This is a genomic window from Streptomyces sp. NPDC052036, assembly GCF_040680495.1.
In the GTDB taxonomy this organism is placed as follows: domain Bacteria; phylum Actinomycetota; class Actinomycetes; order Streptomycetales; family Streptomycetaceae; genus Streptomyces.
Genome location: NZ_JBFAWW010000023.1, coordinates 24,891 through 36,691 on the forward strand (window position 1 = coordinate 24,891; position 11,801 = coordinate 36,691).

Here is an 11,801-nt window from a genome sequence, read left to right on the forward strand (position 1 = left end):
AGCACTCCCGGCCCGCCGCCGCGGGTCGCGCCCGCTGCCCCGCACACACCACGAAGAGGCCCGCCCCCTCCGTGCGGTGGAGAGGGGGCGGGCCTGGTCGTGCGCGTCTGTGTCCCGTTGTTCCGGCTTGGGTGTCTCACTCCCTTCCGCGGTCTGGCCGACTGGGGCGAGGCGATCGATCGACCCTGGGGAGGTGATCTCTACTTGGACACGCCGACCGGCTTTCCGTCGGGCGAGACGGCGTACCACGTGCCGCCCACGCCCTGGCCGTTGGTTTCTCCGGGGGCCTTGTCACCGGAGAAGGTGTAGATGGGCCAGCAGTTGACGGTCATCTGCTTGGCGCCGTCGGGGCGGGTGAAGCCCATGAGGCCCTTCTTCTTGACGCCCTTGGTGTCGTCCGCCGACACGGGCGCGACGACGGGCCACTTCTCCAGGCAGGCACCGGTGCAGGCGGACACCGGCTCGGGCCACGCCTTGTCCTTCAGGAAGCGGTAGACCGTCATACCGTTCTTGTCGACGACGATCGGGCCGAGCTTGGCGTCGTTGCGGACCGACAGGCCGGGCAGGTCGGAGACCGCGGCCTTCTTGCCGGTGGGCGCGGTCGCGAACCAGGCGCCCTTCACGCCCTCACCGTTGGTGTCACCGGCCTGGGTGTCCTTGGCGAAGCGGTACATCGGCCAGCCGGCGATGGTCAGCTGCTTGGTGCCGTCGGCCCGGGTGACCTCGCCGACCAGGGACTTGTCGATGCCGGCGGCCACCGAGGCGCCCTCGGCGGGAACCGGCGGCCACGTCTTGGCGCAGTCGCCGTCGCAGGAGGACTTCGGCGGTTCGGCCGTGTCCTGGTCGAAGCGGTAGAGGGTGAAGCCCGCGCTGTCGGTGACGATCTTGCCGAGCTTCGCGTTGTCGGCGACGGTCAGCGCGCCCGCGGACTGGCCGTTCGCGGAGGCGCTCGGGGCGGCCGTGGAGTCGGCGCCGTAGCCGTTCCCGGGGGTGGTCGAGATGGAACCCAAGCCGCCCGGGGCAGCCGTCGCCCCGACGTTCTGGCTGCCCGTCGACTGGGTGCTTTCCTGACCGCACGCCGTCGTGAGCGCCAGCACGGCCGCAGCTGTCGCCACGAGGGAGGCGCTCCGCCAGGATGTCTTCATTCTCAACTCCAGCTGTCCGCTTGGGTGTTGCGGCGCTACTGAGCGCCGCGTATGGCCATAGGTACGGACGGGAGCGCTCGATGTGTTCAAGCGAGCCGCAAAAAACTTTCGGAAATCCATGACGATTCTCGGCCACCTGGCGACAGGCGCCGTTCGCCCTCGCACAAAGGTGCTGAACTCACCCCGGCCCGGGCACTGTTGCTGAAACCACCCGAAGCCGGATGTCCCCCCTTCGAGCCAATTCGCCCGCGCCCGGGCGTGCGGGGAGAAGGACCGGCCCATGATCTCCGTCGTGCATCGACCCGAACGGACCCGGTCCGCCCTCATCAGAGGGACATTGGCCGTGCTGGCGGTGGCGTGGACCCTTGTGGGCTCGGCCGCCCACACGGCGGCGGCCGACGCGTGCGCGTACGCCTCGACGGGCCCGGACGGCACGGCGGCGGTGGCGGTCGCGGGCAGCGGCCACCGACTCCCTCCCGGGCTCTTCGAGCCGGGGGCGCTCCCACCACTGCCGTGCCAGCCCCCGAGCCCGAGCCCCACGCCCACTCCTCCGCCTACGCCCACCCCGACGCCCGAGCCCACACCGCCCCCACCGCCGCCGCCCAGGCCGACCCCGCCTCCACGACCGCGGCCCGTGCCGCCGCCCCCGCACCGGGTTGCCCCCCGTCCCCGCCCGGCCCCGGTCCTCGCTCCCCCGCCCGCTCCCGAGCCGGCCCCGACGCTCCCGCCCCGCCCGAGTCCGCGCCCCTCGGCGCCCCCGGTGCACTACCCGGCGTACCACGCGGTGTCCCACCCGCGGCCGCCGCACGACGGTCCGTCGCCGCTCATCTTCACCCTGCTCATCGCCGCACCGGCGGTGTTCGCCATCGCCGCGCTGCGGCCGCGCTGACCCCTGGAGGAACCTCTTGTCGGAATGGCTTGTTCTCACCCTCGCGATGGCGGCCGCCTGTGCCGTCGTGATCGTGGTGACCCTGGTACGGCAGCGCACGGCCGCCGCGGACGAGGATCCGTCCGAGACCCCTGATGTGATCGAGTACATGACGATGTGGATCGGGGTGGTCTACGCCATCGTGCTGGGTCTGGCCATCGCGGGCGTCTGGGAGGCCCGCAGCGCCGCCCAGGACCATGTCCAGGCCGAGGCCCAGGCACTGCACGAGATCTCGGAGCGGGTCCGTGTCTATCCGCCCGACGTCCGCGACCGCATCCGCGCGGACGTCGACGTGTATGTGACTCAGGTCGTCGGACCCGAGTGGAAGGCCATGGCCCATCAGGCCAAGGTGACGGCGCGCGGCGGGGAACTCCTCCAGCGGATCCGCCAGGACGTCACCGACTACAAGCCGCGGTCGGACTTCGAGGCGCAGGCCTACCAGCCCCTCCTCGACCAGGTGACCGCGGCCGACACGGCACGGACCGCCCGCGCCGACTCCACCGGCTCCACCATGCCGCCCGTGGTGTGGTTCGGGCTGGTCTCCGGGGCGGTGGTCACCATCGGAATGGTATTCGCGCTGCAGATCCGGCGGACACCCCGCGAACTGGTCCTGGCCGGGCTCTTCTCCGCGCTGATCACCTTTCTGCTCTTCCTGATCTGGGACTTCGACGCGCCCTACAGCCGGGGCATCACGGCCTCCTCGGAACCGTTCCTGGCCCTGTTCCCTCATCTGCACGGGTGACGGGACCCGCATCAGCACCCGCCGGGGCGGCGGGGACGGAACCGCGCGCCTCCGTTCCCTCCGCCCCGGCCGTCGTCCCCCGGCCTGGGAGACCGTCACCCGGCCCACAGGCTTGCCCCATTCGCACGACTCCGATCGCGCCCCGACATCATCTTTCCTAGCGTTTCGATCACCGGGGTGCATTTCAGGCGCAAGCGGAAGAGGTCCGCGGCACGGCTCCTCGGGGACCTGGAGGCTCACCATGCGCGCGATACGCGTCGCTTCGGTCGCACTGCTGGGCGTCACCGCCCTGGCCTGCACCGCGCCGGGATCCGTCGGCGGAGGGGGCGGGAACGTCAACTCGTTCGGCTACGACCTGCAGCCCACGAGAATCGGCCCCGGTGAACACGTCAACCTTCCGATACGGGGCTGCGAGGACAACGCGACCGTGTTCTCCGACGCCTTCGACACCGTCACCATTCCCAAGGGCCGGTCCTATGCCACGGCGACGGTCAACAGGAACGCCCGGCCCGGTGCCGACTACGACGTCACGTTCCAGTGCGGCCGACAGTCCGGCCACAAGCGGCTCGCCATCGCGGCCGGAAGCAAGAACGAACGCCGTGACTCCGGTGGGGGCGGAGGCGGCGGGGGCGGCGGAGGCTTCTTCGGCGGGGGCGGAAACGGTGGGGGCGGGGGCGGCGGTGGCGGCGACTACGGGGGTGGCGGAGGCTTCTTCGGCGGGGGCGGAAACGGTGGAGGCGGGGGTGGGGGCGGCTGGGGCGGCGGAAACGGTGGGGGCGGCGGGGGGAACTACGGACAGCACGGGGTGCACGCCGGGGCAGGCGGCAGCATCGCCAGCTTCGACCCGAAGGAGATCGGGATCGGTGCGGCGCTCATCACGGGGGCGCTCGGCACCGCCTGGTATCTGTCCCGTCGTCGTACCGCCCAGGACCAGTAGGGCACGGTGACGGCCGCGTCGAGAGGTTGAGGGAGCATGTCCGAGCCGGCCCAGCCGCAGCGGCGTACGAAGCGCGCGCCATGGGGGGTGATCGCCCTTGTGCTGCTGACGGGCCTCGCCTGCGTCCGGCACGGTTCCGGAGAGTTCGCCATGGGCCCGCCCCAGCCCGCTTCGGCGGTGGCCCCCGATTCCCCCGGCGGTGTGAGCCCCGACTACACCGGGCCCGACGCCCTGCCCTACTCCGCGGCCGTCCGCGTCGGCATCCCGTCGCTCCACGTCGACGCCCCCGTCATCCCGGTGGCCCTGGACACCTCCGGCTGGGTGGACGCGCCGCCGCCCGACAACCCGGACCTCGCGGGCTGGTTCACCGGCGCGCCCACGCCCGGCGAGAAGGGCACCGCCGTGATCGTGGGCCATGTCGACAACAACCAGGGGCCGGCCGTCTTCTACGGACTGGGCACGCTGAAGAAGGGCGACCATGTCGAGGTCCGGCGCGGGGACGGCAGGACCGCCGTGTTCGAGGTGTACGGCGTCGAGGTCTTCAGCAAGGCCAACTTCCCCGGCGACCGGGTGTACGGCAGCAAGGGGGTCCCGGAGTTGCGCGTCATCACCTGCGGGGGAGCCTTCTCCGAGGAGAACGGATACGCCGGGAACGTGGTGGTGTTCGCCCGGCTGGCCGCCGTGCGCTGACCGCCGCACGGCGGGCTCCTTACGGGTGCCGCGCCCCCGTGGCCGCGGGGTCGGGCGGCGGCGGACGGGGGTCCCGCGCGGGCCGGCCGCGCGGCGGGCCCCGGCCGGTTTCCGACGGCGTGCATTCGTCCGATGCCTGACCGGTTCCGGACCGGTAGATTCCGATAGCCTCACAGAGTGACGGAACAGCACGCGCAAGGGTTCGAGCGGGGCACTGACGGGCCCAAGGTCATCGTCGTCGGCGTGGACGGCTCCGACTCCTCGCTCCGGGCGGCAGCGTACGCCGGGGGTCTGGCACGGCGGCAGCGCGCGCTGCTCGCGATCGTGTACGTGCAGCCCGTGATGGCGGCGGGGGCGGCGTTCGGGGTACCGGTGGCCGAGACGACGGACCAGATCGCGGAGGACGTCGTCACCTATATCCGTGAGGCCACCGAGCGGGTGAAGGGCATATTCGAGGTGCGCTGGGAGTTCCACACCTTCCGCGGTGACCCCTACAACGGCCTGGTGAAGGCGGCCGACGAGCTCAAGGCGGACGCGGTCGTGGTCGGCGCGTCCGAGCAGGCCGGCCACCGGATCATCGGCTCGGTGGCGATCCGGCTGGTGAAGGCGGGGCGCTGGCCCGTCACCGTCGTTCCGTAGGACAACCGATTCCGGGGGCACACGGCCCGGCACCCCCGCCGGCGGACGGCAGGAAGCCACCCGGTCGCCGCCACAGCCCTGTGCGCGCGGTCTTCCGTCCTCGTCGGCCCTGCGCCATCATGATCCGCGGTCAGTCGATCGCCGCCGCGAAGAGGTGAGGCTCATGGCCAGGCTCAGGATGGGCGAAGGGATTCTCCGCCGCAAACCCATCGAGCGCATCGAGGAGACGGAAGCCCGCGAGGGCACCGGGCTGGAGCGCTCGCTCGGCCTGTGGCAGCTCACCGCGATCGGCGTCGGCGGGATCATCGGCGCCGGCATCTTCACCCTCGCCGGCACGGTCGCGAACGGCACGGCAGGGCCCGCGGTTCTCGTGTCCTTCCTGATCGCCGGCGTGGCGAGCGCGGCCGCCGCGCTGTCCTACGCCGAGTTCGCGGGGCTCATCCCGACTGCGGGCTCGGCATACACCTATGGCTACGCGGTGCTCGGCGAGTACGCCGGCTGGTTCATCGGCTGGGACCTGTTGCTGGAGTACACGGCGATCGTGGCCGTGGTCGCCATCGGCATCTCCGGCTACTTCGGCTTCCTGGTCGGCGAGACGGGAGCGCATCTGCCGGCCTGGATGCTGGGCGCGCCCGGCACGGGAGCCGGGCACCGGGTCGATCTGTTCGCCGTCGTACTGTGCCTGCTGATCGCGTATCTGCTGAACCTCGGCATCCGCAACGCGGCCCGCTTCGAGACGTTCGTGGTGGCCCTGAAGGTCCTCGTCGTCCTGCTGGTGATCGGCGTCGGCGTGTTCCACATCGACAGCGCCCACTACCACCCGTTCTTCCCGTACGGCGTCGGCGGCGCGTTCACCGGTGCGGCCACCGTCTTCTTCGCGGTGTTCGGCTACGACGCCATGTCGACCGCGGCCGAGGAGTCGAAGGACGCGCAGCGCCATATGCCGAGGGCGATCGTCTACTCGCTGGCGATCTCCATGGTGCTGTACGTGGCGGCCTGTCTGGTCCTCACCGGCATGCAGAGCTATCGGGACATCGACAAGGAGAGCGGCTTCGCCACCGCGTTCAAGGCGGTCGGCCTGAGCGGACTCGCCGACGTCATCGCGGTCGGCGCGATCATCGGCATCCTCACGGTGATGTTCACGTTCATGCTCGGGGTCACCCGGGTGTGGTTCTCGATGTCCCGGGACGGACTGCTGCCGCGGTGGTTCGCGAAGACGCATCCGACCCGCCATGTGCCGACCCGCGTGACCTGGATCGTCGGGGGCGCGTCGGCCGTCATCGCCGGATTCCTGCCGATCGGGGAGGCGGCCGAACTCACCAACATCGGGATCCTGTTGGCGTTCGTGGTGGTGTGCACGGCGGTCATCGTGCTGCGCTACCGGCGGCCGGATCTGACGCGTACCTTCCGCACCCCGTGGATGCCGTACGTACCGGCCCTCGGAGTGGTCTTCTCGATCTGGCTGATCACGTTTCTGCAGTGGCAGACCTGGGTGCGGTTCGCGGTGTGGTTCGTGATCGGCCAGGCCGTCTACTTCGGGTACTCGTACCGGCGCTCGGCGCTGGCGAGGCCGGGCGGCCCCTCCTGACCGCTCGCCGGACCGTTCACCGACGAACAGCGACCGTCCACCGCACGGTGCGGCGCGCACCCTGTCCAGGGGGCGCGGACCGCGTTGCCATACGGCCATGACGGCCGCAACCAGCACTCCCCCCGGGACGACCGCCGAGCACGAGCTGGCCGCACTGCAGCGCGAGCACGGGCGGCCCCTCTTCGCGCTGCTGCTCAGGCTCTGCGACGGCGACCGGCAGCGCGCCGAGGATCTGTTGCAGGAGACGTTCGTGCGCGCCTGGCAACACCCCGAAGCGCTCCGCGCGCATGAATTCGACTCCGTGCGCCCCTGGCTGCTGACCGTCGGCCGGCGTCTGGCCATCGACGCGCGGCGGGCCCGCCAGGCGCGTCCCGCCGAGGTCGGGGACGGCGTGCCGGAGGGCGCCCGTGTTGTCGCGGACCACGCGGAGCGGTCCGCCGCGACGCTCGATGTGCGGGAGGCTGTGAAGACACTCACTCCCGAGCACCGGGAAGTCCTGGTGCAGGTGTATTTCCGCGGGGCGAGTGTGGCGGAGGCCGCCCGGGCCCTGGGGATTCCGCCCGGTACGGTGAAGTCCCGCGCATACTACGCGCTACGCGCTCTGCGCAGAGTTCTTCCGGGATACGCGGCCGACCTGCGGTGAAACCGAAGGCTGAGTCAAACCTCCGTAAAGCGCCTTGCTGCGGACCATGGTTGAGCAATCAGCTTGCCTCATCCGTGTTCCGAACCGGGGCCCGGGATCGGGCGACGCGCACGCACCGGAGGAAGGCAGGAAGGGATGCTGCACAGAGGTCAAGAGAGCACGGACGGCACCGGCGGCGGTGATCTGGCCGTCCCGATGGCGTGGTTGTACGCCGAGTACATCGCGGACGAGCTGCTGCGGACCGGCGATCTCATGCCGCCCACGTCCTTCGAGTTCCGTGCCGGGCGCGACGCCCTGGCACTGACCATCTTCCTGTCCGACACCGGCGGCGAGCTGCCCGGCATCCGGGTCGTCTCCCAGATGGAGACCTGGCTTTCGCTGACGGCGTACGACCAGCCGTGGGAGGACTGGGTGCGGGAGCGGATGGCGCAGCTGGCCGCCGAGGCGGCCCGGTCGGGCGGCCCGGCACCGGACCTGGACCTCGCCTCCGCGGCCTGGCGCTGGCTGGAGGAGACCGAGCTGCTCGCCCCTGACCTGGACTCGGTGCCCGGCTCCCTGGTGACCGGTGAGGACGACGGACCCCAGGTCTGGACGCCCGCCTGGCAGCTCGGACTCCCCCTGGGACATCTCGCCATCCATCTTTTTTGAGCACTGGACCAATCCGCGGGGCCGACGGCTCCGAATGTCTTGGCCGCGATTCGGTAACGGCCTTGAGTGATTCGGGCGCCTGGTCCGTACCGGTGGGCAACAACAGCACCATCCCCCACCCCGCCCACCGGCATGAGGATTTGGTATGAGGTCCCTGGAAAGCCATCGCGACGTCGGCGCCTACGCGCTCGGCGTGCTGGACGAGGCGGAAGCCTTCCGCTTCGAGGACCACCTCATGGAATGCCCCAGTTGTACAGCACATGTGACCGAGTTCGGGCCCGCTGCACGACAGTTGATGCTGTACCGGCGGGCGACCCCGCGGTCGGTGCACCCCTTCGCGGCCCCCGGGCCGCGCATGCTGGAGCGGCTGCTGGACGAGGTGTCGAACAAGCACCGCACCCGGCGCAAGCGCCGGCTGTACGCGCTCGCGGCGTCCGTGGTGTTCGCAGTCGGCGGGGCCTCGCTGGCGATGCTCGTCGGCCAGCACGGCTCGTCGACGGTCCCTGAGGCCGCCGCGGCCATGACCGCGACCGACCCGGACACGGGGGTGTGGGCGAAGATCGACACCCAGGACCGGGTCTGGGGCAGCCAGATCGCGGTGACGGTCAAGGACAAGTCGGGGCCGCACCCCTGCCGGCTCGTCGCGGTCGGCAAGGACGGCTCGGAGCAGACGGTGACGAGCTGGATGGTGCCCTCGGACGACGGCGCGGCAACCACCGTGCAGGGCGGCGCGGCCCTCACCTCGGGGCAGATCGACCACTACGAGGTGCGGACCGAGGACGGGAAGCACCTGGTCACGCTGAAGTCCGGGTGACCGTCGGCGGCTACTTCAGCAGCCGTGACATCCTGCGGTCCGCGAGCGGCTTCCCGCCGGTCTGGCACGTCGGGCAGTACTGCAGCGCGGAGTCGCTGAAGGACACCTCGCGGATGGTGTCGCCACATACCGGGCAGGGCTCTCCGGTGCGGCCGTGGACCCTGAGGCCGCTCTTCTTCTCCGCCTTCAGCCGCCCGGCCGCCAGACCCCGTGAGCGCTCGACCGCCTCCATGAGCGTGGTGCGCAGTGCCTCGTACAGACGTCGGATCTCCTCGGGCGACAGCGACGACGCCAGCTTGAACGGGGACATCTTCGCCGCGTGCAGGATCTCGTCGCTGTAGGCGTTGCCGACACCCGCGATCAGGCTCTGGTCGCGCAGCGCACCCTTGATCTGCCGGCGCTCGCCCGTCAGGAGCCGCGCGAGATGCCGCTCGTCGAAGTCGTCGGCCAGCGGATCCGGCCCCAGGCGGGCCACTCCTGGTACCTCCTGAGGATCCCGGACGACGTACACCGCGAGTCGCTTCTGGGTGCCGGCCTCCGTCAGGTCGAAGCCCGCACCCGTCTCCAGTGCGACCCGCAGGGCGAGGGGGCCCTTGCCGGGGCGGGGCGGCCCGTCGGGCAGACGGTCGCGCCACTGGAGCCAGCCCGCGCGGGCCAGATGGGTGACGAGGTGCAGGCCATCGGTCTGAAGGTCCAGGAACTTGCCGTAGCGGCGCGCGCCCGTGATCTCGTGGCCCTCGACGGCGGTGACGGGCGGGTCGTACGTCTTGAGGACACTGATCGCGACGGGCAGCACCCGGACGACCTCATGGCCGACGGCATGGTCGGTCAGGAAGTCCTTCAGGGCCTCGACCTCGGGCAGTTCCGGCATGTGTCCAGGGTGCCACCGGCCGCAGGCGTCGCGCCCCGTGCCCGGCTCAGCGGCGCGGCGCGACCTTGAACTCGGCCCAGACGACCTTGCCGCCGCCGCGCGACTCCACGCCCCACGCGTCCGTGAGCTGGTCGACGAGCAGCAGACCCCGGCCCGAGGTACCCCAGCGGCCCGCGTCCCGGCGGCGGGGCAGGGCGCTGGAGGAGTCCTCGACCTCGACCCGCAGCCTGCGGTCGTGGCCGGTGATGATCCGCAGGGTGGCGATCGCCGAGCCGTCGGTGTGCATGAGGACGTTGGTGATCAGTTCGTCGGCGACGAGTTCGATCTCGTCGGACCGCTCACCGGCGCCCCAGGAGCGGACGGCGGTGCGGATCATACGGCGGGCACCGACGAGTGCCTCCGGGTCGCCCGGCGCGACAAGCTGCTGCTGCCGGCCCCCGGAGCGTTGGGTCAGTCCCCCGCGCCGCAGCAGCAACAGGGCCACGTCATCCTCTCCGCCACGTTCCGCGGCCGCGTCGATGAGCAGGTCGGCGAGGTCCTGCACATCGTCCGGGCCGCTGCAGACCAGGTTCCGCAGGGTCTGCACGCCCTCGCAGAGGTCGGTGCCAGGCTTCTCGACCAGACCGTCGGTGCACAGCAGCAGGGCCTGGCCCGGTTCCAGCTCGACCGTGGTGACGGGGTAGGCGAGCAGGCCGAACTCGGCGGACAGGCCGAGGGGCAGCCCGCCCTCGACGGGCAGCGGCCGGCAGAACCCCTGGCTCGACCGCAGCATCGGGTCGATATGGCCGGCCCGGACCAGCTGCACCACCCCGGTGGACAGATCGGCCTCGGCGTAGAGGCAGGTCGCGAAGCGCTGGGTGTCGAGTTCCTGGAGGAAGACCGAGGCCCGCGCCATCACCGTGGCCGGGTTGTGGCCCTCGGCGGCGTACGCGCGCAGCACGATCCGCAGCTGGCCCATGACGGCGGCCGCGTGCGTGTCATGGCCCTGGACGTCGCCGATGACCGCGCCGACCCGGCCGCTGGGCAGCGGGATCAGGTCGTACCAGTCGCCGCCGATGTCCCGGCCGAACGATGCCGCACGGTAGCGGACGGCGACGTCGGCGCCGGGCACGCTGGGGATGGAGCGCGGCAGCATCGCCTGCTGGAGGCCCTGCGCGAGGTCTTTCTCCTGCTCGTAGAACATGGCGCGCTGGAGGCACTGGGCGATGCTGCTGCCCAGGGCGAGGAGGACGTTGCGCTCCTCAGGAGAGAAGCCGCGCCGGTCGTCGTAGAGCAGTCCCATCGCGCCGATGGGGCGTGCCTGCACGATCAGCGGCAGATAGGCGGCCGCGGTGATGCGCAGGTCCGTGAGGTGCGGCCACAGGATCGGGTAGTGCTGGGCGAACTCCTGCGGCGACTCGATGAACCGGGGGCACAGGGTGCGCACCACCTCGCTCATCGGGTACGGCTCGTCAAGGCGGGTGATCTTGGTGCCCGGCACGGAGGCGGCCGCCGGCCCCTCGGCGACCAGCCGGATGCGGCCGGCCTCCACGAGGCCCACGACCAGGCTGGCGGCGCCCAGGTGGGCGAGTCCATGGCATTCGTTGAGGACATCGATGACGTCCTGGACGGTTCGGGCGTGGGCGAGCGCCGCGGTGACGTTCTGGACGACGTTCGTCTGCTGGCGCAGGGCCTCGTCCTGCAGGACCTGGTCGGCGCGCGCCCGGCTGTCGCGCAGTTCCTGGGTGGCGTCGCGGACTATGCCGACGATACGGCGCGGCCGGCCCGTCTCGTCCCGCCGGATGTAGCCCTGGGTGTGGGTCCAGCGCAGGGTGCCGTCGCGGCAGCGGAGGCGGAAGTAGGCGCCGTAGTTCTCGCTGCCGTCCTTGATGGCCCGGGCGATCAGGGCGTCGAGGCGATGGATCTCGTGCCGCGGGACCCGTTCCGCGAGCGTCGTGACCCGGCCGTCGAACTCCTCCGGGCGCAGCTCGAAGATCTCGTGGGCCTGGGCGTCCATGTGGATGAGTCCGGTGTCGAGGTCCCAGTCGAAGCTGCCCATGCGATTGAGCGCCAGGATCGGGTCCGGGTGGACCGGCCAGTTCTCCGGGAGTGCCGGCGCGCTCGCTCCCCGCTCAGCCATGGAGCCACCATGCCAGGGATTGCGCGAATCTTCGAGT

At 71.2% G+C, this 11,801-nt stretch carries 12 protein-coding genes; 9 read left to right on the top strand and 3 right to left on the bottom strand.

Annotated features, from left to right (window positions below; all coding sequences use genetic code 11):
* Positions 1–200: 200 nt before the first annotated feature.
* A complete protein-coding gene (locus AB0L95_RS27580; RefSeq protein ID WP_365165749.1) occupies positions 201–1,145 on the bottom strand; it encodes an SCO0930 family lipoprotein in 945 nt (314 codons plus the stop codon).
* Between the two features lie 760 nt (positions 1,146–1,905).
* On the opposite strand from AB0L95_RS27580, the gene AB0L95_RS27585 reads away from it, so the two are divergent.
* The 9 genes from AB0L95_RS27585 to AB0L95_RS27625 all read left to right on the top strand — a co-directional run bounded on the left by AB0L95_RS27585 (position 1,906) and on the right by AB0L95_RS27625 (position 8,774).
* Complete coding sequence (locus AB0L95_RS27585; RefSeq protein ID WP_365165752.1) at positions 1,906–2,034, top strand: hypothetical protein; 129 nt, start codon at positions 1,906–1,908, stop codon at positions 2,032–2,034.
* A gap of 16 nt (positions 2,035–2,050) precedes the next feature.
* The gene (locus AB0L95_RS27590; protein WP_365165754.1) at positions 2,051–2,815 is read left to right on the top strand and encodes a DUF4239 domain-containing protein; all 765 of its coding nucleotides are present in this window, start codon (positions 2,051–2,053) and stop codon (positions 2,813–2,815) included.
* Between the two features lie 241 nt (positions 2,816–3,056).
* Positions 3,057–3,752: a hypothetical protein gene (locus AB0L95_RS27595; RefSeq protein ID WP_365165756.1), complete on the top strand. Its 696-nt coding sequence runs from the start codon at positions 3,057–3,059 to the stop codon at positions 3,750–3,752.
* Between the two features lie 36 nt (positions 3,753–3,788).
* On the top strand, positions 3,789–4,442 hold the full coding sequence (locus tag AB0L95_RS27600) for a class F sortase (protein WP_365165758.1): 654 nt from the start codon (positions 3,789–3,791) through the stop codon (positions 4,440–4,442).
* A gap of 177 nt (positions 4,443–4,619) precedes the next feature.
* Complete coding sequence (locus tag AB0L95_RS27605; RefSeq protein WP_365165760.1) at positions 4,620–5,081, top strand: universal stress protein; 462 nt, start codon at positions 4,620–4,622, stop codon at positions 5,079–5,081.
* Between the two features lie 163 nt (positions 5,082–5,244).
* Entirely contained in the window at positions 5,245–6,669 is a 1,425-nt protein-coding gene (locus tag AB0L95_RS27610; protein WP_365165763.1) for an amino acid permease, read from the top strand.
* Between the two features lie 97 nt (positions 6,670–6,766).
* Positions 6,767–7,312, top strand: a complete 546-nt coding sequence (locus AB0L95_RS27615) for a sigma-70 family RNA polymerase sigma factor (protein ID WP_365165765.1) — start codon at positions 6,767–6,769, stop codon at positions 7,310–7,312.
* Between the two features lie 135 nt (positions 7,313–7,447).
* Positions 7,448–7,960 (top strand): hypothetical protein, encoded by a 513-nt coding sequence (locus AB0L95_RS27620; RefSeq protein ID WP_365165767.1) that lies wholly within the window; start codon positions 7,448–7,450, stop codon positions 7,958–7,960.
* 145 nt (positions 7,961–8,105) lie between these two features.
* Positions 8,106–8,774 (top strand): zf-HC2 domain-containing protein, encoded by a 669-nt coding sequence (locus AB0L95_RS27625; protein WP_365165769.1) that lies wholly within the window; start codon positions 8,106–8,108, stop codon positions 8,772–8,774.
* A gap of 10 nt (positions 8,775–8,784) precedes the next feature.
* On the opposite strand, the gene AB0L95_RS27630 is transcribed toward AB0L95_RS27625, so the two are convergent.
* Both AB0L95_RS27630 and AB0L95_RS27635 read right to left on the bottom strand, forming a co-directional pair.
* The gene (locus AB0L95_RS27630; protein WP_365165771.1) at positions 8,785–9,645 is read right to left on the bottom strand and encodes a DNA-formamidopyrimidine glycosylase family protein; all 861 of its coding nucleotides are present in this window, start codon (positions 9,643–9,645) and stop codon (positions 8,785–8,787) included.
* A gap of 46 nt (positions 9,646–9,691) precedes the next feature.
* On the bottom strand, positions 9,692–11,764 hold the full coding sequence (locus tag AB0L95_RS27635) for a SpoIIE family protein phosphatase (RefSeq protein ID WP_365165773.1): 2,073 nt from the start codon (positions 11,762–11,764) through the stop codon (positions 9,692–9,694).
* Between the last annotated feature and the right edge of the window lie 37 nt (positions 11,765–11,801).

Excerpts from the sequence above, each read along its gene's own strand:
- AB0L95_RS27580 (WP_365165749.1), bottom strand. The coding sequence starts at position 1,145 with ATGAAGACATCCTGGCGGAGCGCCTCCCTCGTGGCGACAGCTGCGGCC.
- AB0L95_RS27595 (WP_365165756.1), top strand. The coding sequence starts at position 3,057 with ATGCGCGCGATACGCGTCGCTTCGGTCGCACTGCTGGGCGTCACCGCC.
- AB0L95_RS27600 (WP_365165758.1), top strand. The coding sequence starts at position 3,789 with ATGTCCGAGCCGGCCCAGCCGCAGCGGCGTACGAAGCGCGCGCCATGG.
- AB0L95_RS27610 (WP_365165763.1), top strand. The coding sequence starts at position 5,245 with ATGGCCAGGCTCAGGATGGGCGAAGGGATTCTCCGCCGCAAACCCATC.
- AB0L95_RS27615 (WP_365165765.1), top strand. The coding sequence starts at position 6,767 with ATGACGGCCGCAACCAGCACTCCCCCCGGGACGACCGCCGAGCACGAG.
- AB0L95_RS27620 (WP_365165767.1), top strand. The coding sequence starts at position 7,448 with ATGCTGCACAGAGGTCAAGAGAGCACGGACGGCACCGGCGGCGGTGAT.
- AB0L95_RS27625 (WP_365165769.1), top strand. The coding sequence starts at position 8,106 with ATGAGGTCCCTGGAAAGCCATCGCGACGTCGGCGCCTACGCGCTCGGC.
- AB0L95_RS27630 (WP_365165771.1), bottom strand. The coding sequence starts at position 9,645 with ATGCCGGAACTGCCCGAGGTCGAGGCCCTGAAGGACTTCCTGACCGAC.
- AB0L95_RS27635 (WP_365165773.1), bottom strand. The coding sequence starts at position 11,764 with ATGGCTGAGCGGGGAGCGAGCGCGCCGGCACTCCCGGAGAACTGGCCG.